The following is a 22,455-nucleotide window of genomic DNA, read 5'->3' on the forward strand; positions in this document are numbered from 1 at the left end:
CCCGGCCTCGACGAGTCGGTGGAGCCGAGCGACATCAAGATGCGCGCGCGCGACGTGTCGATCTACTACGGCGCGAAAAAGGCCATCGACGAGGTTTCGGTCGACGTCTTCACCGAACACGTCACCGCGTTCATCGGCCCTTCGGGCTGCGGCAAGTCCACCTTCCTGCGGGCCTTGAACCGCATGAACGACACCATCCCCTCGGCCCGGGTGGAAGGCACGATCGAGCTCGACGGCGAGGACATCTACGCCAGCGGCATGGACGTGGTGCAGCTGCGCGCGCGTGTGGGCATGGTGTTCCAGAAGCCCAACCCCTTCCCCAAGTCGATCTATGAGAACATCGCCTACGGCCCGCGCATCCACGGCCTGGCCGAAGGCAAGGGCGAGCTCGACGCCATCGTCGAGAAGTCGCTGCGACGCGCCGGCCTGTGGGACGAGGTGAAGGATCGCCTGACCGATTCGGGCACCGCGCTGTCCGGCGGCCAGCAGCAGCGCCTGTGCATCGCCCGCGCCATCGCCGTCGATCCCGAGGTGATCCTGATGGACGAGCCGTGCAGCGCGCTCGACCCCATCGCCACGGCCAAGATCGAGGAGCTGATAGACGACCTGCGCGGCCGCTACGCCATCGTCATCGTCACCCACTCCATGCAGCAGGCCGCCCGCGTCAGCCAGCGCACGGCCTTCTTCCATCTGGGCCACCTGGTGGAGTATGGACACACCTCGGACATTTTCACCAATCCGCGCGAGCAGCGCACGCAGGATTACATCACCGGGCGTTACGGGTGATGGCAGAGGGCCACATGGAACACACGCACACCGTCAAGGCATTCGACGAGGACATCACCCGCCTGCGCGGCCTGATCGCGGAGATGGGCGGCCTGGCCGAGCTCGGCATCAGCGAGGCGCTGTCCGCGCTGGTCAGCGGCGACGAGGACCTGGCCAAGCGCGTGATCGAACGCGACAAGAAGCTCGACGCGCTCGAGGCCGAGGTCGACGCGATGGCCGTGCGGGTGCTGGCCCTGCGCGCCCCGATGGCCGACGACCTGCGCGAAATCGTCGCCGCGCTGAAGATTTCCGGCGTGGTCGAGCGCATCGGCGACTATGCCAAGAACATCGCCAAGCGCATCGGCAAGATCGACGGGCGCGCAAAGTTCGAACCGCTGACCCTGCTTCCCGCCATGGGCGAGATCGCCGCCGAGATGGTGCACGACGTGCTCACCGCCTTCGCCGCGCGTGACCCGGTCATGGCGTTGGAGGTGATCGAGCGCGACGAAAAGGTGGACGCCTTCTACGATTCGATCTTCCGCAACCTCGTCAGCCACATGGTCGAGAATCCCTCGACCATCAGCACGGCGGCGCAGTTGCTGTTCGTCGCCCGCAATATCGAGCGCATCGGCGATCACGCGACCAACGTGGCGGAAATGGTCCACTATTCGGCGACCGGGGCCTATCCGCGCGAGATCGAGCGGTGACCTCGCGCCTGCGCGGTGCAGCCGGATTGCAATAAATCTGCCATGAACCTGTCATATGGCGCTGCCTGACCACCGCCTGATCGCAGGCGCCGCCAGGGATTAAATCGCCATGTCCGCCCCCAAGCTCCTGCTGGTCGAGGACGACACGGCCCTCGCCGAGCTGCTGCAATATCGCTTCGAGAACGAAGGCTATGCGGTGCGCGCCACGCCGGACGGCGACGAGGCGCTAGTGATGGCCGCCGAGGACGCGCCCGACCTCGTCATCCTGGATTGGATGATCGAGGGCGTAAGCGGCATCGAGGTCTGCCGCCGCCTCCGCCGCGAAAAGGCGACCGCGCACGTGCCGATCCTGATGCTCACCGCCCGCGAGGCGGAGGACGACCGTGTACGCGGGCTGGAAACCGGTGCCGACGACTACATCACCAAGCCTTTCTCCCCACGCGAACTGCTGGCGCGCGTCGCCGCTGTTCTGCGCCGGGTGCGTCCGGCGCTGGCGGGCGAAACGCTCGAGGTCGGGGACCTGCGACTTGATGCCGTCGCGCATCGAATCGAGCGGCGCGGACGCGAGCTGAAGCTCGGGCCGACCGAGTACCGGCTGGCAAAGTTCTTCATGGAGCATCCCCGGCGGGTGTTCTCGCGGGCGCAGCTGCTCGACGCGGTCTGGGGAACGGGCAGCGAAATCGAGGAACGTACGGTCGACGTGCACATTCGTCGCCTGCGCAAGGCCATTGCGGTCCCCGGCGCTCCAGATCCGATCCGCACAGTCCGTTCGGCGGGCTACGCACTCGAGCCGTCGTGATTCTTTTCCCATCCGGGAACCATGCCGCAAGCGCAGCATTTCATGTTGCGAGCGCATAATTACGGAATTTTGCTCATTAATTTCTGTGACAATCGGGCAACAATCGATTTCTCGATGCGCGATTGTGGGACAAGTTGATTGGATTTGGGGTTCACAGATGCCCAGCTCCTCGCTAGATGCAGTCTCGCAATTTTGAAGACCTCCGACAGAATGAGGGAAGATATGAAGAAGATCGTTACCAGTATTGCCGCCGCCAGCTTCGTGCTCGGCTCCGCCGCTGCGGCCCAGGCCCAGTCGGCTCCCGCCGTCGACCGTGATGCCGTCGAAGTCTCGGATGCCGAAGGCTTCCGTGGCGGTTCGGCCCTGATCGTCCTGCTGTTCGCGCTGATCGCGGCCGGCGTCGTCTTCCTGATCGAAGACAACGAGGACGGCGAAGACCTGCCCACCAGCCCCTAATGGCTGCCAGCAGATAGCTTTACGAAACCCCCGCTTCGGCGGGGGTTTTTGTTTGCCTGCAACACATTAGCGGCAGGCACCGAATCCCGGTGTGCGCCCTTGGTCGAAATGCAGGTGATCGGCGTGGGCGGCGTTGTAGTCCGGCGAGAGGACGACGCCGAAGTTGCTGCAGGCCGCATCGCGCACGTCCCGCAAGAAACGCGCCTCGGGCCCGGCGCTATCCCAGTCACTCAGTACGCTGATGCGGCTGCCGTCATCGAGCACGAAGCCGGCGATGTCGATGGCATTGCCGGTCGCGTGCTCGCTCCATTGCCCCGTGGCCGCGCCGTACATCCGCCTGCAACTGTAGGTGCCGAGCTGCTCGATTCGCGCGACTCGCATTCCGAGATGCTCTTCGGCAAGACGCTGCACATCCTTCTCGATCCACAAGGTGAGCCCGGCGGCGACGGGGCAGGTGAACTGCGGCGCGGCGGGCGACAATGGCGCTTCGTCGAGCGTCAGCCGATCCTCGCGCCGGCATTCGCCCTCGCCAGCCGGCTCGAGCGCGGTGAAGGCGACGTCGCTTCGCTCCAGCACCGCCCGGCACTCGGCCACGTTGCCGCGCAGGGCCGAGAGCTTGCTCGCCGTCGCCAAGCCCCGTGGGTCGCGCAGGTCGAGCGGCGCCCAAGGGTCGTGTTCGGGATGCTCGGCGAGCCAGGCGCGCCCGCCGACGAGAGTCGCCACCGCCAGCAGTCCCAGCAATACCCGCCGGTCGCCGCGAAACCGTCCGATCGCGCGCGAGATCATGGCATGGTCCGCAAGGTTTCCACCAGCACCAGAGCGGCGATCAGGAGGAAGCCCGCGCCGATCGCCCGCTCGACCCAGCGCCGCGAGCGCCCCTCGGCTATGAACCGGGCAAGGCGTTGTCCCGCGCCGATGTAGAGCGCGCCCACCGCGAGATCGACGACCATGGCGATCAACGCCAGCACCACGATCTGTCCGCCGACGGGGCTGCCGGTATCGATGAAGGGCGGGATGATCGCGATCATGTAGATGAGCGACTTGGGATTGCCCACGGCGACCGCCGCGCCGTCCCGAAAGGCATGGCGCGACGGCGCGCGCGCCGGGCCGCTCGCCGCCTCGTCGTCGCGGAAAGAGTGGCGGATGGCGCCGATGCCCAGCCATGCGAGGTAAGCCGCGCCCGCCACCGCCAGGGCCGTGAATGCCGCGGGATAGGCCGCCGCCAGCGTGCCGAGGCCCAGCGCGGCGAGCAGCCACCAGAAGATGTATCCCAGTTGCAGCCCCAGGAGCGCCGCCCAGCCCGACCTTGGGCCGCGCCAGATCGCCTGCGCCATGACGAACAGCATCGACTGCCCCGGCACCAGGCTGGTGGCACCGGTCACCAGCGCGAAGGCGGCAAGCTTGGCAGGGTCGATCACGGCTCCCGCTACCAAGGTGGCGTCGCTAGTGGAAGTCGCGCGACTTGGGAATGATCCGCACGTCGCGCGGGTGGCCGCCGGCTTCGGGCCCGTGGAATCCGCATTCGCGGTTGCCCGGCGGGGGCTCCTGCCACGGCTCGACAGGCCCGCCCTTCTGCCGGTTGTGCGGATCGTCCGCGCCGGTTCGCAGGTCGTCGCGCGGGTTGGCCTTGCCGCAGCCCAGCGGCGAGTTGACGTGGTCGGCGCGCGCGATGACGGGACGCAGCAGGTCGTCAGAGAGGCGATGCAGCTCGCGCGTGGCATCGGTCATGTGTTGGGCGATGACGTGGATCACCTCGTCGTCGTATTCCACCCGGCCGCGTACCTCCATCAGCCGCGCTCCCATCACCACGGTGCGCTGCTTCTCCTTGAGATCGGGCCAGACGACGAGGTTGATGACGCCGGTCTCGTCCTCCAGCGTGATGAAGCACACGCCTTTCGCGCTGCCCGGCCGCTGGCGGATGAGCACCACGCCCGCCACCTGCACCATGCTCCGGAACTTGCGTGCCCTGAGGTCGCAGGCGCGCACGAAACCGCGATCGGCCAGGCTCGCGCGCAGGAAGGCCATGGGGTGCGCCTTCAGGCTGAGGCGCGTGGTCTGGTAGTCGGCGACGACTTCCTCGGATAGCGGCATGCGCGGCAGGATCGCGCGGCGGCGCTCGGCCCCCTCGTCGCGCTCGTCGGCATGGGCGAACAGCGGCAGGTCGGGCGCGGCGACGAGGCTGCGCGCGTCCCACAGCGCCTGCCGCCGGGTAAGGTCCATGGACTGGAAGGCATCGGCGCTGGCGAGCCGCTCCACGTATGCGGGGCCGATCCGCGCCCGGTCGCGCAGCTCGGCGACGTCGGCATAGGGTCCCTGCTCCGCCCGCGCGGCGACGATGCGCGCGGCGATATGTTCGGGCAAGCCGTCGATCTGGCGGAGGCCGAGGCGCAGGGCGATGTGCCTATCCTGCCGGCCGGAAACTTCGCCGTCCGCCTCGTCCGCCCTGCCGGTCACCTCCAGCGTGCAGTCCCAGTCACTGCGGTTCACGTCCGCCGGCAGCACCTCCACCCCGTGCTCCGCAGCGTCGCGCACGATCTGCGCAGGGGCGTAGAAGCCCATCGGCTGCGAGTTTAGCAGAGCGCAGCCGAAGGCGGCGGGGAAGTGGCATTTGAGCCAGCTCGAGACGTAGACGAGGTGCGCGAAGCTCGCCGCGTGGCTCTCGGGAAAACCGTATTCGCCGAAGCCGCGGATCTGGTTGAAGCAGCGCTGGGCGAAGTCGCGGTCGTACCCGCGCGCGACCATGCGCTCCACCATCATGTCCTGCAGTTCGTCCACCATGCCGCGGCTGCGGAAGGTCGCCATGGCCTTTCTCAGCCTGTTCGCCTCCTTGCTGGAGAACTTGGCCGCATCGAGCGCGATCTTCATCGCCTGTTCCTGAAAGATCGGCACGCCCAATGTGCGCTCGAGGATGCTGGAAAGCTCGTCGGGCGGTCCATGCTCCGGGCCCGGTGCGGGGATCTGCACCTGCTCGGCCCCGCGGCGGCGCTTGAGGTAGGGGTGGACCATGTCGCCCTGGATCGGGCCGGGCCGCACGATGGCGACCTGGATGACGAGGTCGTAGAACTGGCGCGGGCGCAGGCGCGGCAGCATGTTCATCTGCGCCCGGCTTTCCACCTGGAACACGCCCAGCGAGTCGCCCTTGCGCAGCATGGCGTAGGTTTCCGGATCCTCGCGCGGGACGCTGGCGAGGGTGAGGCGGCGGTCGTGGTGGTCTTCCAGGAGGTTCAGGCACTTCCTGATACAGGTAAGCATGCCCAGCGCCAGCACGTCGACCTTGAGGATGCCGAGCGCCTCGATGTCGTCCTTGTCCCACTCGATGAAACTGCGATCGGGCATGGCGCCATTGCCCACCGGCACGGTCTGCGTGAGCGCACCCTCGGTCAGGATGAACCCGCCGACGTGCTGCGAGAGATGGCGCGGCATTCCAACCATTTGCTCGGTCAGCTTGAGAACGCGCCTGAGGTGCGGGTCGGTCACGTCCATGCCGGTTTCGGCGGCGTGGCGCTCGCTCACCTCCTTGCCCCACCCGCCCCACACGGTGCGCGCGAGGGCGGCGGTGACATCCTCGGTCAGCCCCATGGCCTTGCCCACCTCGCGGATCGCCATGCGCGGGCGGTAGTGGATGACCGTGGCGCACAGCCCCGCGCGATGGCGACCGTAGCGCTTGTAAATGTGCTGGATGACTTCCTCGCGCCGCTCGTGCTCGAAATCGACGTCGATGTCGGGCGGCTCCTTGCGATCTTCCGAGATGAAGCGGTCGAACAGCAGCTGGTGGTGCGCCGGATCGACGTTGGTGATGCCGAGGCAGTAGCACACCGCCGAGTTCGCCGCGCTGCCGCGCCCCTGGCACAGGATCGGCGGATCGACCTCGTACCGGGCGAAGTCGACGATGCCCTTGATGGTGAGGAAATAACGCGCGAGACCCATCTTGGAGATGAGCGCCAGTTCCTTTTCCAGCGTGGCGAGGATGTGGTCGGGAATGCCCAGCGGATAACGGTCGCTCGCGCCCCAGAAGGTCTCGACCTCGAGGTATTCCTGCGGGTCCATGCCGTCGGGGTAGAGCTCTTCCGGGTATTCGTACTGCAGCTCCTCGAGGTTGAAGCGGCAGGCGTCGGCCACCGCGCGCGCGGCGGCAATGGCGTGGGGCCAGCGGGCGAACAGGCGCGCCATCTCCTCCGGGCTCTTCAGATGCCGCTCGGCATTGGCGTGGAGCAGGTGCCCGGCGGCGGCGACCGTCGTCTTGTGGCGGATGGCGGTCATCACGTCCTGCAAGGGGCGGCGGTCGGGCGCGTGGTAGTGGACGTCGTTGGTGGCGAGCAGCCGCATCCCGTTCGCGCGCGCGAGGGCGTCGAGCCGGTCGATCCGGGCAATGTCGTTGCCCTGATAGAGGTAGCTCGCGGCGAGATGGCGCAGCGTGGGGAGCTGTTGCTTCAGGTGCTGAACGAGGTCGGGGAACGCGGCGGTCACCTCGCGCGGCGCGAACTCTGCCTCCTCGCGGCCCGGAAAGGCGACGACGTTGCTCGGCACGGCGATGGTGAAGAGCTGCTCCAGGTCGCGCGGCGGCAGCAGGATCAGCTGCACGCCCTCGCTGTGCCGTGCCAGCATGGTGAGGCTGATGTCGCAGGCGCCCTTCTCCTGCCATTCGCCCTCCAGCGTCGCCATCCGGCCCGCGCTGATGAGGCGGCAGAGGCGGCCGTAGGCGGCGCGGTCCGTCGGATAGGCGAGGAAGGCGAGGCCCTCGACCGTCTCGATCCGGGTGCCGATGACGGGGCGCATCTTGAGCGTCTTGGCCTCGGTATGCACGCGCACCACGCCCGCCATCGAGTTCGCGTCCGCCACGCCGATGGCATCGTAGCCGAGCGCGCGCGCCGTCAGCACGAGGTCCACCGCGTCCGACGCGCCGCGCAGGAAGGTGAAGCAGGTGACGAGGCCAAGCTCGACGAAAGGCGCACGCGGCGGCGCGTCGATCGTGTCGGGGTCGAGCTCGATCGTGCGGCGCGGTTGGAGGAGGTCGTTTTCGGGCATGGCGCAAACATCCCGCTCATCCTGAGCCTGTCGAAGGACTGCTTTGATTCCGGCGGTGCACCAGAAGTGAAGGACGACCCTTCGACAAGCTCAGGGTGAGCGGATCAGGGGGCCTCGGCCATCTGGTCGAGCCGTTCCTTCACCGCGGCAAGGTCGGCGGCGAAGAGGCGCTGCTGTTCCTCGCGCGCGGGGCCATCGAGGCGGAGCAGGTAGGAAGGGTGCGCCGTGACCCATAGCTCGCTGCCGTCATCGAGCGGGATCGGCTCGCCGCGGGCCTTGGCGATGCTGACGGTCTTGCCGAGCAGCCCGCGCGCGGCGGACGCGCCCAGGGCCAGCACCAGCTTGGGCTTCACGATGGCGCGCTCGGCCTCCTGCCACCAACGGCAGGTGTCGATCTCCTTGGCGGTGGGCGACTGGTGCAGCCGCCGCTTGCCGCGCTGGACGTACTTGAAGTGCTTGACCGCGTTGGTGACGTAGGCGCGGCGGCGGTCGATCCCCGCCTCTTCCAACCCGGCGTCGAGCACTTGCCCGGCGGGGCCGACGAAGGGCCGCCCGGCAAGATCTTCCTGGTCGCCCGGCTGTTCGCCCACGATCATGAGGACGGCGCCCAAGGGCCCCTCCCCCATCACCGCCTGGTTGTCGAGGCTGCCGATCGGGCACTGGCGGCAGGCGTGGATGGCCTTGTCGATGGCGTCCAGCGTCTCGGGCCGCTCGGCGAATTCCAGTTCTCCTGCCGCCACCATCGCGCTCTCCCGCCGCTGCGCGCCCGCCACCAGCTCGGGGATGAGCGCGGTCTCGGGCATGTTCTTCCAGTATTTCTTGGGCATTTCCTTGAGCATGGCCCCGATCTTCAAACGCGCGGGATTGAAGATGGATGCATAATACTTGCGCCACAGATCCTCCGCAGGATCGCCTTGCGGCGCGTCGCCGCGCTGGGCGGGCGGGCCTTCGCGCAGCACCTCGCCGTCCCAGTGCAGCGTGCCCGCCGGCGTCAGGATCGACCAGCGCATGGAGGCGAAGCGGCGCACGAAGAAGCCCGCCTCGCGCCGCAGGATGTGGTGGTCGGGCTCGAACCAGGCGACGTAGTGCTCGTGCGGCTGGCCCTCCTCGTCGCGCTCCTCGACCATGCGGAAGCGCACGAAGGCGTGCATCTTGTGCGCGTCGCGGCGCACGGCCTTGTCGAGCTCCTCGATCCGCCGCACGTCGGCGTCGGCCTTGTCCTCCATCATCCGCGGATTGGACTGCAGCCGCCACAGCAGGCGATAGAGCAGCGCGAAGCGGTCGGGGTCTGAATGCAGCGCCGCGTTACGGGCCAGGCTCAGGTATCGCTTGCTGGCGCGCACCGGGCGGTCCGGATCGTCGGGCACGGGCATGCGCCGCTCGCCGTGGCTGAACAGCGAGCCGGTGGCACCGGGCTCTACCCAAGCCACGCGGTCGGGCGGCACGTCGCACTGCACCAGCGCCCGCGCCCGTTCGCGCCAGAAGGCGAAGTCGTCCGGGTCCGGCAGGTTGACGACATAGTAGGTGCCGAGCTTGACGTGCTGGAGCGCGGTCATGCCCCGGTCCTCATGCTGCGAACAGTTCGAGCTGCTCCTGCCTGGGCGCGAGGAGCGCGCGCAGGTCCGCGCGGTCGGTCAGGGTCAGCGGGCGCCAGTCGGCGGCGATCAGGAACGGGCGCACGCGGCTGATCGAGACGGTCAGCTTGGCGACGTCCTCCAGTCGCAGCGTGCGGTGGCGGCGGCTGGCGAGAATCTGCGCGACCGCCTTGGTGCCCAGCCCCGGCACGCGCAGCAGCTGCTCGCGGCTGGCGCGGTTGACGTCGACCGGAAAGTGCTCGCGGAACTTCAGCGCCCAGGCAAGCTTGGGATCGATGTCGAGCGGCAGGTTGCCGTCCGCTTCAGTGGCCTGCATCACCTCGCGCGGGGCGAAGCCGTAGAAGCGCATCAGCCAGTCGGACTGGTAGAGTCGGTGCTCACGCATCAGCGGCGGGCGCTTCAGAGGCAGCACGGCGCTGGCATCGGGAATGGGCGAGAAAGCGCTGTAATAGACGCGGCGCAAGCGGAAGCGGTCGTAGAGGCGGCTGGCCTTGCCCACGATGTCCGCATCGCTCGCCGCGTCGGCCCCCACGATCATCTGCGTCGACTGGCCCGCGGGCGCGAAGCGCGGGGCGTGCTTGAAGCGCTTCTTCTCGTCCTTGGCCTGCTTCATCGCCATCTTCATGCCGCCCATCGCCCCCTCGATCTGCACCGCGTCCTTGTCGGGCGCGAGGCGGGTAAGGCCGGCATCGGTCGGCAGCTCGACGTTGATGGACACACGGTCGGCATAGAGCCCGGCCTGGTGCACCAGTTCCGGGTCGGCCTCGGGAATGGTCTTGAGGTGGATATAGCCCCTGAAGTCGTGTTCTTCGCGCAGGATGCGCGCGGTCTCGACCAGCAGCTCCATCGTGTGGTTGGAGCTCTTGATGATGCCGGAGGAGAGGAACAGCCCCTCGATGTAGTTGCGGCGATAGAAGGTCAGCGTCAGGTCCGCGACCTCCTGCGGCGTGAACCTCGCGCGGCGCACGTTCGAGCTCTTGCGGTTGATGCAGTAGTGGCAATCGAAAATGCAGTGGTTGGTCAGCAGGATCTTGAGCAGCGAGATGCACCGTCCGTCGGGCGCATAGGCGTGGCAGATGCCCATCCCCTCGGTCGAGCCGATGCCGCCCGATTTGCTGTTGCGCTTGGCCGTGCCGGACGACGCGCACGAGGCATCGTACTTCGCCGCGTCGGCGAGGATACCCAGCTTCTCAATGATGTCGAGCGCGGCCATATGTTCCTTATATGTTCGCCTGTTGGATTCGCAAGCGCAATCGGCGGAAGGCCCGTCCAACGTGCGGGAACGATTGCGCTTTTTTCGGCGTTAAGAATGTTAACTCCAACAACAGGAAAGATTTCCCATGGCCTATCTGAAGACCCGCGACGGCACGCATCTGCGCTGGAAGGAGCTTGGCTCCGGTCGCCCCGTCATCCTCATCCACGGCTGGCCGCTCTCCGCGGATAGCTGGGACCCGGTAATGATGGCGCTGGCCGACAACGGCTACCGCGCCATCGCCTACGACCGCCGCGGCTTCGGCCATTCCGACCATGCCGCCAAGGGCTACGACTACGACACCTTTGCCGACGACCTCGCCGACGTGATGAAGGAAACCGGCGCCACCGACAACGTCGCGCTGGTCGGCTTCTCGATGGGTGGCGGCGAGATCGCCCGCTACATGTCGCGCCACGGCGGCCAGGGCGTGACGCAGGCGGTGCTGGTCAGTTCAGTCGTGCCTTACATGCTCAAGACCGACGACAACCCCGACGGCGTGCCGCAGTCCACCTTCGACGAAATGACCGAGGGCATGAAAACCGACTACCGGCACTTCTTCACCGGCTTCTTCAAGGATTTCTACGGCGACGGCGTGCTGCGCGACAAGGTCACCGACGAGGAGAAGCACTGGGCCTGGATGACCACGATGATGGCATCGAAGTACGCCACCATGAAGTCCGCCGAGGCGTTCGCCACCACCGACTTCCGCCCCGACCTGCCGAGCATCACGGTGCCCACCCTGGTGATCCACGGCACCAGCGACCAGACCGTTCCGATCGACGCCACCGGCCGCGCCGTGGCCGAACAGGTGCCGAGCGCCTCGATCATCGAGTACGACGGCGAGCCGCACGCGGTCTTCGCCACGCAGACCGAGCGGCTGTGCAATGACCTGCTGGCCTTCCTCGGCAAGACCGGCGGCTGATACCCACCTCGGTCATGGACAGGGGGCGCGGACCGGAGCGGTTCGCGCCCCTTTTCATGCGCAACGCGGTCTTAACCCTGCCCCGTAACCCGGTCTTCACCACGGCCCGCGCAGCGTTGCGGGAAAGGGGATACCTGATGAAACTGTTCATGCGCGCCAAGCCCGATCCGCATCCCGAGCGCCGCGCCGCCGCGCGCGTGCGCGTGAACGCGCCCGCCAAGCTGCTGATGCCGAGCGGCGATCGTCCCGGCCATATCTTCGACGTGTCTACCGACGGCGCGCGCTTCATGACGCAAAGCCCGCCGCCCAAGGGCATGAGCGCGATTCTCGAGTGGGCCGATTACGAGGCCTATTGCATGGTCTCGTGGCAGCGACCAGGGATGTGCGGGGTGGAGTTCGACCGTCCGATCTCGCAGCAGGCGGTCGACCGGCTGGCGCGCGAATGCCCCGCGGGCCCGCGTTCGCTGATGAGCCTTCCCGACCTGCCGGACGACGACGATCCGCTCGCCGAACCGCGCGCGCCTGTCGCCAATCCCTACCCTCCGCGCCGCCGCTTCATGTGCTGAGGGAGGGCACGCGCCCACTTTCCATGTCGCCCGCCATCGGCTAGGCGAGCCCCGCGTACCGGGCCCCTCTGGCGAGCCGCAAGGCTCGTGATGTCGGACGCTGCACAGGGGGCGGCGCGTTCGTTCCCCGCGCACTGGCAAAACCTTTCAGTGGGAACACCCAGATGGACATCCTCGCCCTCCTCTCCGACCCCGCCGCCTGGCTGGCGCTGGGCACGCTGATCATGCTCGAGGTGATCCTCGGCGTGGACAATCTCATCTTCATCGCCATCCTGTCGAACAAGCTGCCCGTACACCTGCAATCGAAGGCACGGCGCATCGGCCTTTCGCTCGCTCTGATCATGCGGATCGGCCTGCTGATGCTGATCGGCTGGATCGTCACCTTGCAGACGCCGCTGTTCGACCTTGGCCTGGTGGGCGCGCTCAACGAATATGGCGAGCCGAGCTTCGAGACCGCCTTCTCGGGCCGCGACCTCATCCTGCTGGCGGGCGGTCTGTTCCTGCTGTGGAAGGCGACCAAGGAAATCCACCACTCGATGGAGCCGCTCGACAACTCGGGCGACCTGCTCGACAAGACGCCCGACGCGGGCGAGACGCCTGACACGACTTCGGGCATGGCCGCTGTCGCCAAGGCGAGCTTCGGCGCGGTCATCGCGCAGATCATCGCCATCGACCTCGTGTTCTCGGTCGATTCGATCCTCACCGCCGTGGGCATGACCGACGAGGTGCCGATCATGGTCGCCGCCGTCGTCATCACCGTAGGCGTGATGATGGTCGCCGCAGACCCGCTCTCGCGCTTCATCGAGAAAAATCCGACGCTGGTGATGCTGGCGCTGGCCTTCCTGGTGATGATCGGCCTGGTGCTGATCGCCGACGGCCTCGGCTTCCACGTGCCCAAGGGCTACATCTACGTGGCGATGGGCTTCTCGGTCGGCGTGGAGCTGCTCAACATGGTCCAGCGCAACAAGCGGCTGAAGAAGGCAGCGGCGGCGGAGGCGGTCTAGCCTCTAGCTCGGTGCCGGGCCCCACGCTTCGGGGTCCGGCACCGCGAGGGCCTTTCCTACAGGCAGTCCTTCCGGGCAGCGGCGCGAGATGTTTTCCGCGACCGCCGAGCCCGATGTTTTCCGCCCCCGCCCGCGGAATTGTCAATTTCGCGCGGGCGCGTTTTCGGCCGATTTCCGCGGTTTGTCGTGCGGGACGCGGGTGACAGTGTCAACTTCGCCGCCCCTCGCGAATCAGGCGAACAGCCCCTGCAAATACCACTCCGGCATTCCCCCGCGCCCGTCGGTGGCGAGGCCGTTGCGGTAGATCCAGTAGCGGCGGCCGGCCTCGTCCTCGATGCGGTAGTAGTCGCGCAGGCGCGTGCGGCCGTTCTCGCGCCACCATTCGGGCGCGATGCGTTCGGGGCCTTCGACGCGGGCGACCTCGAACACCTCGCCCCGCCAGCGGAAGCGGCGCGGCTCGCCGTCGGGGCTGGCGTAAAGCACGGCGATGGGCTCGGCGCGGTCGAGCAGCTTGGCCGGGCGCTGGTGGAAGGCGAGCTGGTGCTGGTGCGCGGGCTCGGCCTCGAGCGGCGGCTGCCACCCTTGCGCGCGCTCTGGCAGGTGACTGGCCTTCAGCACCGGGCGGCGCACGGCCTTGGCGCCGAGGCGGACGGTGAGCCGGTCCATGCAGGCCGCGAGGCTGGTGCCGTGGCCCTCCGCCGCCGCCTCGATATCGGCCTGCGCCAACGCCAGCGGCTCGGCCCAGCTGGCGCGCAGGCGCAGCATCTCGATGCCGAAGCCCGCGTCCACGTCGTCCAGCCTGGCGGCGAAGAGGCGGGTGATGTGGGCCGCCTCGCGCGTGGCGGCGGCGAGTTCGAGCTGGCGCCAGACCACCTCGCCGTCCACCCGCCACATGCCCAGTTGCAGCCGCCGCGCGCCCTCGCCCCGCCCCTCCAGCGTGCGCGCCATGTCGTCGGCGAGGTCGCTCACCACCTGGTCGAGCAGTTCGCGGTGGCGGATCGGCTCGAGCAGACGGCGCTGGACGATGGGCATGGTCATGGGCACGACCGGCAGCAGCGGTTCGGGCACGCGGCCGGTCAGCTGGTCCATGCGCACGAGCGGGTTGGCGGCGGGCGACTTGCGGTTGCGGAAGCGGCGGTGGAGCGAATCGCGGCCTCTCGTATCGCCGCTCATGCCGGAAAGGTCGCCGAGCTGCTTCAGGCCGAGGCGGCGCAGCACCAGCAGCACGTCGGCATCGAGACGCAGCGCGGCGACCGGCAGCCCGGCGAGGCGCTCGGCGACATCCTCGTCCGGGCCGATGACGGTGCCTGGTGCGGCATAGTGCGCCAGCGCCCAGGCCGCGCCGGCGGTGGGGGCGATGCCGGCCGAAACGGTCAGCCCGCGCGCGGCGCAGCACTTGGCAACGTCGGCCAGAAGCCGCGCTTCCCCACCGAACAGGTGAGCGACGGCGGATACGTCCACCAGCACGCCGTCGGGCGCGTCCATCGCGCTCCACGGGCCCCAGCGCAGGCTCCACACGGCGAAGCGTTCGAGGAAGGCGAGGTCGCCCGCCGGGTCGCTGGGGTGGACGGCGATCTGCGGGCACAGCGTGCGCGCGTCGGCCAGCATCATGCCGCGCGCCGCCCCGTGCGCGCGGGCGAGCGCGTTCGCCGCCTCGATCCGCGGGCCATGCGCGGTTTCCGCGATCAGCACCAGCGGCTGGGCGTCCGCGCCCTCCCCGGCGCCGCAGCCTTCAGAGTGTCGCCAGCGATCGAGCATCAGCTCCCGGCACCAGATCGCCATGATCCGTCGTGCCGGTTGCGGGACGCTCGGCGGCGAGGATGTCGTCCTCATCGCGCAAAATCCACTCTCCGGGAATGTGGCCGCGGGCGCGGAACAGCTCGGCGTGCCAGGCCGGGCGGCCGGGGGCGGCGGTGTTCCACAGCGGCGGGGCGGAGGGCGCGGCGCGCGCGCGCCAGCGCATCCGGGCCGAGCTCAGCTCCGCCTCGGCATCGAGCCGCACCATGACGAGCGGAACCCCGTGCCGCTCCGCCGCCAGCGTGAGGCGGCGCGAGGCGGTGAAGTCGAGCGCCTTCGGATTGCCCGCCAGTTCGCCGATGACGCAGGCGAGGTCGCGGCAGCGCACGCCCTCCTCCAGCGCGAACAGCGCGTCCTCCGGCTTGTCGGCGGCGACGTGGATCAGCCGGTGGGCGAGCCAGCGCGGCAGGCCGGGACGGTACGGCGTGCCCGCCAGCCGCCGCGCGCGCTTGTCCTGCACCCACAGCACCGGCTTCTCCTCCGCCTCGGCCCCCATGCCCGCGCCCGCACCCGCCGCCCGCGCCGCCGTGCGCAGGCCGTCTCTCGCGAGGGCGAGCGCCAGCCCCGCCCCGCTCCCTTCCGTGGCGGGAGCGAAGACCTCGGCGTGCAGCGCGTGCGCCGCGCCCGGCTGCCAGCGCGGCGCGAGCGCACCGGCCGAAGCCAGCTCGCCCGCACGCATCAGGCCGCCGCAAGCTGGCGAGATGTGGGGTGCCATATCCATGGCGAATCGACTCCTTTGTTCCACTTATGTTCCCGTTCGCGGCGGCACGCAACCGCAGGCCCGAAACGGGTGTGGACTTTTGGGCAGGCGCGGAACCGCAGGCACCGCCCTGCCGTTGAGCGGGAAAAAGGAGACCGAGAATGAGCGACACCGAAGACCTGAAGCACACGTTCTGGAAGACGCTGGCCGACAGCCCCTTCCTGTTCCTCCAGCTCGACAGCGCACCGCACGATGCCGTGCCGATGACCGCGCAGCTCGACAAGGATGCGAACAGCGCGATCTGGTTCTTCACAACCCGCGATCACACGCTGGCCGCGGGCGGTCCGGCGACGGCCACCTTCAGCGGCAAGGGGCACGACATGTTCAGCCGCTTTACCGGCGTGCTGAGCGAGGAAACGAGCCGCGAGCGATTCGAGAAAATGTGGAGCAAGCCGGTCGAGGCGTGGTTCCCCGGCGGCAAGGACGATCCCAAGATCCTGCTGCTACGCATGGACCTGGGCCAGGCGGAGATCTGGGGCGACCTCGGCATGATCGACACGGCCAAGATGCTGCTCGGCTTCGACGTGCGCGACGAAGCCGCCAAGGAACATACCGAGACGGCGCTCTAGCGCCTGCCGGTCACCAAGACGCGTCCGTCACGCGCGTAGGGCCGCCGCTCCCTTTCCGGGGGAGCGGCGGCCCTTTTCATGCGCCGGTTGGCGACTTAGCGGTCCGGATGGCTTTCCGGCGTGTCGATCGGGAAGTCGTGGTCCTGTCCGCCGATCTCGTCGACGACCTCCACCACGCCGCGGCCCAGGTGGCTGCGGCTGCGGCCGTAACCGAAGTAGACGAGCAGACCGATGGCGCTCCAGATCGGCAGCACCATCATGGCCTCGAACGGCAGGTTGAGGAACAGGAAGGCACAGCCGAAGATCGTCAGCGGTCCAACCAGCCACAGCGCCGGCGTGCGGAAGGCGCGCTGGCGCGTCGGATCGCTCTTGCGCAGCAACATCACCGCCACGGCCACCATCAGGAAGGCGTAGAGCGTGCCCGCGTTGGCGATGTCGGCCAGCTGGCCCACCGGGAAGAAGGCAGCGCCGATCGCCACGATCACGCCGGTGATGGCGGTCACGACGTAGGGTGTCTTCCACTTCGGATGCACCTTGCTGAGCCCCTCGGGCAGCAGGCCGTCACGGCTCATCACGAAGAAGATACGGGTCTGCGCAAACAGCAGCACCAGGATGACCGAAGGCAGCGCCAGGAAGGCGGCGATGCCGAGCACGTTGCCGATGCCGGAGAAGCCGATTTCGCGCAGGACGTGGGCCAGCGCCTCGTCCGAACAGACCAGCGCGCCCGAATACTGCGCCATGGCGCACTGGCGGGCGAGCTCTTCCGAACCGGCCGGGAACGGCACGCCGTTCGGCCCCATGATCGGCTGGCCGCCGATAGTGCCGATGGCACCCGCCGCGACCAGGATGTAGAACACGGTGCAGAACAGCAGCGAACCCACGAGGCCGATGGGCACGTTGCGCTGCGGGTTCTTGGTCTCTTCCGCCGCAGTGGAGACCGCGTCGAAACCGACGTAGGCGAAGAAGATGGTCGCCGCCGCGCCCACCGCGCCCACGCCCGTGCCGAAGCCGCCGAACACGCCGGCGGGCAGGAAGGGGTTGAACCTGTCGGGATCGAAATAGGCGCTCGTCAGGGTGAGGCCGATGAACAGCGTCAGCGCCGTCACCTTGATGGCGACCAGCACGGCATTGACCTTGGCGCTCTCCGAGGTGCCGATCATCAGTAGCCAGGTGACGAGCAGGGCGATGACCATGGCCGGCAGGTTGATGAACCCGCCCGGCTCTCCGCCCAACGCCAGCGGCCCCGCGGCCAGCCATTGCGGCAGCGTTATCCCGAGGAATTCGTTGAGTATGGTGCCGGAGAAATATCCCGACCAGCCCACCGACACGGCGGACGCGGCAATGGCGTATTCCAGCACCAGCGCCCAGCCCACGGTCCAGGCGAGAAACTCGCCCATGGTGGCATAGCTGTAGGTATAAGCGCTGCCCGCGACGGGGATCATCGCGGCGATTTCGGCATAACAAAGCGCAGCCACGATGCACACGAGACCCGCGATCACGAAGGCCAGCATCAGGCCCGGGCCCGCCTTCTGCGCGCCGGCGGCGGTCAGCACGAAGATGCCGGTGCCGATGATGCAGCCGATGCCGAACAGCATGAGCTGGAAGGCACCGAGCGAACGGTGCAGCGATTTCTTTTCCGCCGTCGCGAGTATCGCGTCGAGCGGTTTCACACGGTCAAGAATCATGCCGTGACGTCTCCTCCCGGCGCTGCGACGATCGCAGCGCGATGGCAGGGGTATTATGCCGATTTCACCGGCTGACAATCAGGAAAACGAAAGCCGTTCAAGCAACTGTGGGAAAAGCCCGAAGAGTAGGATCGCGGCGACCGCCAGCGGGCACAGCCATGCCAGCAGGAAGCGCCACAGCGTGAACATCGGCCGCGAAAGGCCGGTGGTCTGCTCGGTCAGCCGCCGGTCCGCCCGCCACCCGACGAAAAGCGAGGTGCAAAGGGCTCCCAGCGGCAGCATGATCTTGCCGGTGAAGCCGTCGACGGTATCGAGAATGTCGGTCTCCGCGAACAGTGGCCAGAAGCCCAGCGGGCGAACGTCGGCCCAAACGTTGTAGCCCAAGAGGCAGGCAACGCCGATGGCGAATGCGCCGATGCCGAAGGTCAGCGCCGAGCGCTGGCGGCTCCAGCCGAGCTCTCCGATGGCCCAGGCGGTCGGCACCTCGAGCAGCGAGATCGAGCTGGTGATCGCGGCGACGAGGACGAGGATGAAGAACAGCATCCCCACCAGCGCCCCCGCCGGCATCGCCTCGAAGGCGAAGGGCAGCGTCTGGAACACCAGCGTCGGTCCGGCCGCGGGGTCAAGCCCGACGGCAAAGACGATGGGGAAAATCATCAGGCCGGCGATCAGCGCCACCGCCGTATCGGCGAAACCGATGGCAAAGGCCGTGGGGCCGAGCCGCGTCCCCTCGCGGATGTAGGAGCCGTAGGTGATGATGCCGGCGACCCCCAGCGAGAGCGAGAACAGCGCCTGTCCCAGCGCCTCGTTCATCACCCGCGCATCCAGCTTCGACCAGTCGGGCGTGAACAGGAAGGCCGCCGCCTCTCCCACGTCGCCGACGATGGCGCCGTAGATGGTGATGGCGAGAAGGAGCACGAAAAAGGCGGGCATCAGCCAGGTCGCCGCCTTCTCGATCCCCCCGGAAACGCCGCGCGCCACGATGAACAGGGTCGCGCCCATGAAGACGAGGTGCATGGCGAGCAGCAGGCCGGGCGAGGCGAAGAGGTCGCCCATGCGCCCGGCGATCTGTTCCTGCGTTTCGCCTTGCAGCGCGCCGCGGAAGGGTTCGCCCGCGAGAAGTGCCTGCACGAAGTCCCCGGCGAACACGCCGACGTAATAGAGCACCCAGCCCGCGACGACGGAATAGAAGCTGACGATCAGGAAGGCCGCCAGTGCGCCGAGCCCGCCGAACAGCGACCAGCGCGGCGAGACCTTGGATGTCTTGGCCACCTTGCGGATCGAGCCCACGGCATCGGTCTGCCCGGCGCGGCCGATGAAGATCTCGGCCAGCAGCAGCGGCAGGCCCAGCAGCACGACGCAGCCGATGTAGAAGATGACGAAGGCCCCGCCCCCGTTCTCGCCCGCGAGCGTGGGAAACCGCCAGAGATTGCCCAGCCCCACCGCCGCGCCGATTGCCGCCAGGATGAATGCGCTGCGCGACGACCAACCGTCGCCCGTGGGGGTGCCTGAAATCGCCATGCCCGTCGTCTCTCCGATGCTGTCTGTTCTTGCTAAAGGTTACCCTTGCAACTTTTGTCCGCGAGGCCAAGGGCGCGGTTGGCGGTTTCTTTCCCCGGCGCTAAGGGGATGACCATGTCCACGACCTTCACGCTCGACACCGCGACCAGCCGCGCGAACCCGACGCCGCAGCCGATGCGGCGGCTGACCGTGCCGAAGATCCGCGCGCGCAAGGTGGACGGCGCGACGGCAGAGCCGATCGTGATGCTCACCGCCTATACCGCGCGCCAGGCGCAGCTTCTCGATCCGCACTGCGACCTGCTGCTGGTGGGGGATTCGCTGGGGCAGGTCATCTACGGCCTGCCCTCGACCATTCCCGTCACGCTGGAGATGATGGCCAATCACGCCGCAGCCGTGGTGCGCGGCAGTTATCACTCGGTGGTGGTGGTCGATATGCCCTTCGGCGCCTACGAGGCGAGCCCCGAGGCCGCGTTCGCGGCGGCGGCGCACCTGCTCAAGACGAGCGGCGCGGCGGCAGTAAAGCTGGAGGGCGGCGCGGCGATGGCCGAGACCGTCGCCTTCCTCGTCCAGCGCGGCATTCCGGTGATGGGCCACGTCGGCCTCACTCCGCAGGCGGTCAACGTATTGGGCGGCTATGCCGCGCGCGGCCGCGACGATGCGGAGGCGGACAAGATCCTCGGCGATGCCAGGGCGCTGGAACAGGCCGGGGCCTTCGCCGTGGTGGTCGAGGGCGTGGTCGAACCCATCGCCGTCGCCGTGACCGAGGCGCTCGGCTGCCCCGTCATCGGCATCGGTGCCTCGGCCAGGTGTGACGGGCAGGTGCTCGTCACCGAGGACATGCTCGGCATGTTCGAGCGCACGCCCCGCTTCGTGAAGCGTTACGGCGACATCGCCGCCACCATTTCCGAGACCGCAGAACGCTACGCCGCCGAGGTGCGCGAGCGCAGCTTTCCCGGCCCCGACCAGCTCTACCAGCCAAAGGACGATTGAAGTTGGGCACGTTTCGCAAATACTACGGCTTCTCGCTAGTCTTCACCGTCATCTGCCTGGCGCTGGGTGCGTGGTACGGATGGTCCGCCACGGGCAGCCTTGGCGGCACGGCGGCAATGCTGTGGATCATCCTCGTGCTCTCGGTCCTGGAAATCTCGCTCAGCTTCGACAACGCCGTGGTCAACGCCAGCGTGCTCAAGGGCATGGATAAAATCTGGCAACGCCGGTTCCTCACCTGGGGCATCGCCTTTGCCGTATTCGGTATGCGCGTGGTCTTCCCGCTCGCCATCGTCGCCATCGCAGCGGGGCTGGGCCCGATGGAGACCATCAATCTTTCGCTCAACAACCCGGCGGAATACGAGCGCATCGTCAGCTCCGCTCACGTCGGCATCGCGGGCTTCGGCGGAGCTTTCCTCGCCATGGTCGGGCTCAAGTTCTTCTTCGATCCCAACAAGGACATTCACTGGATCCGCAAGATCGAGGAATGGCTGAGCAAGTTCGCCGCCCTGCCCGCGGCGGAAATCGCCATCCTGCTGCTGGTGCTGTGGGGCATTTCGGGAATGCTGCCGGACGAGGAGGCGTTGACCTTCCTCATTGCCGGCATCCTCGGCCTCGTCACATTCATCGCGGTGGAGGGCATCAACACCATCCTCGAACTGCACGAGGAGAAGCAGCGACTGGCGGGCGCGGTGGTCAAGAGCGGGCTCGGCGGATTCCTCTACCTCAACGTGCTGGACGCGAGCTTCAGCTTCGACGGCGTGATCGGGGCCTTTGCGCTGTCAAACAACATGATCGTCATCGCGCTGGGCCTTTCCATCGGTGCGATGTTCGTGCGATCGATGACCATTCACCTCGTCGAGAAGGGCACGCTGGCGCAGTATCGCTTCCTCGAGAACGGGGCTTTCTGGGCGATCATCGCGCTGGGCGGCATCATGCTGTTTTCCGCCCGCTTCCACATCCCCGAGACGATCACTGGCCTCATCGGCGCCATCCTGATCGGCCTCAGCCTGTGGTGGTCGGTGCGCTTCAACAAGCGGCATCCGGATGCGGAGGCGCTGAACCCGCATTCCTGATGCGCGCTGCCAGCGGGGCGGAGATCACCAGCTGCAGCAGGTGATAGAGCAGCACCGGCAGCAGCACGAGCCCGGCGGTGGCGGGCGGGAACAGGATGGCGGCGAGCGGCGCGCCCATGGCGATGCTCTTCTGCGCGCCTGCAAAGAGGAAGGCGATGCGGTCGGGCCACCCAAGCCGCAACAGCCCGCCCGTCCACCAGGCCCCGCCAAACCCCAGCGCCAGCAGCGCGCCCACCATGCCGAGCAGCATGGCCCACTCGGCCAGCGACAGCAGGCTCCACAGCCCCTGCACCACCGCGCCCGAGAATGCGACGTAGACGGCGATGGCGATGGCGATGCGGTCGGCCCAGGCGAACAGGGCCTTTCGCTCCGCCACCAGCGGCCCCGCCCGTCGCTGCGCCAGCTGACCGATCGCGAACGGAAGCAGCAGGATGAGGCCGATCCGCTCCAGCCCGCCGACGTCGATGCCCGGCATTCCGCTCGAAGCCAGCAGGCCGACCAGCGGCGCCGTCACGAATACGCCGAGGATATTGAGCACAGCGGCCGCGATCACCGAACTGGCGACATTGCCGCCGGCGATGGAGCTGTAGGCCGTCGCCGATTGCACGGTGGATGGCAGCACGCCCAGAAACACGAAGCCCAGCGCCACGCTGGCCGGCAGAAAAGCCGAGCCGAGCTGCGCCGCGCCCAAGCCCGCCAGCGCCATCGCTCCGAACACCCAGACGATGAGCGGCAGCAGGAAGCGCGCATGGCGAAGGCCGCGTGCGACCTCGGCGCGCGGCAGGCGAAGGCCGTTGAGCAGGAACAGCAGGAAGATCGCCGCATCCGACACGCTCGTGGCGATCTCGCGCGAGCGCCCCTCGACCGGGAACAGGCTCGCCAGCACGATCGCCAGCAGCAGCAGGCGCACCAGCGGGTCGATCGCGGCGGACAGGCGGGCGAGCATCGGCCTCGCCCCTGCCCGCTGCG

20 protein-coding genes are annotated in these 22,455 nt (G+C 68.0%); 10 read left to right on the forward strand and 10 right to left on the reverse strand.

Going from position 1 to position 22,455, the window contains the following annotated elements:
* Window positions 1-39: 39 nt before the first annotated feature.
* From pstB to AAW00_RS04340, 4 genes are all read left to right on the forward strand, one after another.
* Window positions 40-786 carry a phosphate ABC transporter ATP-binding protein PstB gene (gene pstB / locus AAW00_RS04325; RefSeq protein WP_241461656.1) on the forward strand — a complete coding sequence of 249 codons (747 nt, stop codon included), beginning with the start codon at window positions 40-42 and terminating at the stop codon, window positions 784-786.
* A 14-nt stretch (window positions 787-800) separates the two neighbouring features.
* Window positions 801-1,472: a phosphate signaling complex protein PhoU gene (gene phoU / locus AAW00_RS04330; RefSeq protein WP_047003528.1), complete on the forward strand. Its 672-nt coding sequence runs from the start codon at window positions 801-803 to the stop codon at window positions 1,470-1,472.
* Between the two features lie 109 nt (window positions 1,473-1,581).
* Window positions 1,582-2,271: a phosphate regulon transcriptional regulator PhoB gene (gene phoB, locus AAW00_RS04335; RefSeq protein ID WP_047003043.1), complete on the forward strand. Its 690-nt coding sequence runs from the start codon at window positions 1,582-1,584 to the stop codon at window positions 2,269-2,271.
* Between the two features lie 222 nt (window positions 2,272-2,493).
* Complete coding sequence (locus AAW00_RS04340; protein ID WP_047003044.1) at window positions 2,494-2,727, forward strand: hypothetical protein; 234 nt, start codon at window positions 2,494-2,496, stop codon at window positions 2,725-2,727.
* Between the two features lie 66 nt (window positions 2,728-2,793).
* On the opposite strand, the gene AAW00_RS04345 is transcribed toward AAW00_RS04340, so the two are convergent.
* The 5 genes from AAW00_RS04345 to AAW00_RS04365 all read right to left on the reverse strand — a co-directional run bounded on the left by AAW00_RS04345 (window position 2,794) and on the right by AAW00_RS04365 (window position 10,560).
* Window positions 2,794-3,513: an extensin-like domain-containing protein gene (locus AAW00_RS04345; RefSeq protein ID WP_047003045.1), complete on the reverse strand. Its 720-nt coding sequence runs from the start codon at window positions 3,511-3,513 to the stop codon at window positions 2,794-2,796.
* Entirely contained in the window at window positions 3,510-4,145 is a 636-nt protein-coding gene (locus tag AAW00_RS04350; RefSeq protein WP_047003046.1) for a LysE family translocator, read from the reverse strand. The genes AAW00_RS04345 and AAW00_RS04350 overlap by 4 nt, the downstream gene beginning before the upstream one ends.
* 25 nt (window positions 4,146-4,170) lie before the next feature.
* Window positions 4,171-7,752, reverse strand: coding sequence for an error-prone DNA polymerase (locus AAW00_RS04355; protein ID WP_047003047.1), 3,582 nt, complete (start codon window positions 7,750-7,752; stop codon window positions 4,171-4,173).
* 104 nt (window positions 7,753-7,856) lie between these two features.
* Window positions 7,857-9,308, reverse strand: coding sequence for a UdgX family uracil-DNA binding protein (locus AAW00_RS04360; protein WP_047003048.1), 1,452 nt, complete (start codon window positions 9,306-9,308; stop codon window positions 7,857-7,859).
* A gap of 10 nt (window positions 9,309-9,318) precedes the next feature.
* The gene (locus AAW00_RS04365; protein ID WP_047003049.1) at window positions 9,319-10,560 is read right to left on the reverse strand and encodes a putative DNA modification/repair radical SAM protein; all 1,242 of its coding nucleotides are present in this window, start codon (window positions 10,558-10,560) and stop codon (window positions 9,319-9,321) included.
* A gap of 127 nt (window positions 10,561-10,687) precedes the next feature.
* On the opposite strand from AAW00_RS04365, the gene AAW00_RS04370 reads away from it, so the two are divergent.
* The 3 genes from AAW00_RS04370 to AAW00_RS04380 all read left to right on the forward strand — a co-directional run bounded on the left by AAW00_RS04370 (window position 10,688) and on the right by AAW00_RS04380 (window position 13,091).
* On the forward strand, window positions 10,688-11,521 hold the full coding sequence (locus AAW00_RS04370; protein ID WP_047003050.1) for an alpha/beta fold hydrolase: 834 nt from the start codon (window positions 10,688-10,690) through the stop codon (window positions 11,519-11,521).
* A 137-nt stretch (window positions 11,522-11,658) separates the two neighbouring features.
* Window positions 11,659-12,087, forward strand: coding sequence for a PilZ domain-containing protein (locus AAW00_RS14200; protein ID WP_052761755.1), 429 nt, complete (start codon window positions 11,659-11,661; stop codon window positions 12,085-12,087).
* Window positions 12,088-12,251: 164 nt separating this feature from the next.
* Entirely contained in the window at window positions 12,252-13,091 is an 840-nt protein-coding gene (locus AAW00_RS04380; RefSeq protein WP_047003051.1) for a TerC family protein, read from the forward strand.
* 231 nt (window positions 13,092-13,322) lie between these two features.
* Here AAW00_RS04380 and AAW00_RS04385 read toward each other — a convergent pair whose 3' ends face one another.
* Entirely contained in the window at window positions 13,323-14,873 is a 1,551-nt protein-coding gene (locus tag AAW00_RS04385) for a DUF6504 family protein (protein ID WP_156169919.1), read from the reverse strand.
* The gene (locus AAW00_RS15270; RefSeq protein ID WP_187331006.1) at window positions 14,824-15,609 is read right to left on the reverse strand and encodes a recA-like protein; all 786 of its coding nucleotides are present in this window, start codon (window positions 15,607-15,609) and stop codon (window positions 14,824-14,826) included. The genes AAW00_RS04385 and AAW00_RS15270 overlap by 50 nt, the downstream gene beginning before the upstream one ends.
* Before the next feature lie 140 nt (window positions 15,610-15,749).
* Here AAW00_RS15270 and AAW00_RS04395 point away from each other — a divergent pair, with 140 nt between their 5' ends.
* Entirely contained in the window at window positions 15,750-16,217 is a 468-nt protein-coding gene (locus AAW00_RS04395; RefSeq protein WP_047003054.1) for a pyridoxamine 5'-phosphate oxidase family protein, read from the forward strand.
* Window positions 16,218-16,312: 95 nt separating this feature from the next.
* On the opposite strand, the gene AAW00_RS04400 is transcribed toward AAW00_RS04395, so the two are convergent.
* On the reverse strand, window positions 16,313-17,902 hold the full coding sequence (locus AAW00_RS04400) for an amino acid permease (RefSeq protein ID WP_047003055.1): 1,590 nt from the start codon (window positions 17,900-17,902) through the stop codon (window positions 16,313-16,315).
* Between the two features lie 78 nt (window positions 17,903-17,980).
* Window positions 17,981-19,423 carry a sodium-dependent transporter gene (locus AAW00_RS04405; RefSeq protein ID WP_047003056.1) on the reverse strand — a complete coding sequence of 481 codons (1,443 nt, stop codon included), beginning with the start codon at window positions 19,421-19,423 and terminating at the stop codon, window positions 17,981-17,983.
* 114 nt (window positions 19,424-19,537) lie between these two features.
* On the opposite strand from AAW00_RS04405, the gene panB reads away from it, so the two are divergent.
* Together panB and AAW00_RS04415 are read left to right on the forward strand one after the other, a co-directional pair.
* Window positions 19,538-20,413 carry a 3-methyl-2-oxobutanoate hydroxymethyltransferase gene (panB, locus tag AAW00_RS04410; RefSeq protein WP_047003530.1) on the forward strand — a complete coding sequence of 292 codons (876 nt, stop codon included), beginning with the start codon at window positions 19,538-19,540 and terminating at the stop codon, window positions 20,411-20,413.
* Between the two features lie 2 nt (window positions 20,414-20,415).
* Window positions 20,416-21,486, forward strand: coding sequence for a DUF475 domain-containing protein (locus AAW00_RS04415; RefSeq protein WP_047003057.1), 1,071 nt, complete (start codon window positions 20,416-20,418; stop codon window positions 21,484-21,486).
* Here AAW00_RS04415 and AAW00_RS04420 read toward each other — a convergent pair.
* Complete coding sequence (locus AAW00_RS04420; protein ID WP_047003058.1) at window positions 21,440-22,432, reverse strand: bile acid:sodium symporter; 993 nt, start codon at window positions 22,430-22,432, stop codon at window positions 21,440-21,442. The two genes, AAW00_RS04415 and AAW00_RS04420, sit on opposite strands and share 47 nt — an antisense overlap.
* Window positions 22,433-22,455 lie beyond the last annotated feature (23 nt).

It is taken from the genome of Aurantiacibacter luteus (assembly GCF_001010945.1).
Classification (GTDB): domain Bacteria; phylum Pseudomonadota; class Alphaproteobacteria; order Sphingomonadales; family Sphingomonadaceae; genus Alteraurantiacibacter; species Alteraurantiacibacter luteus.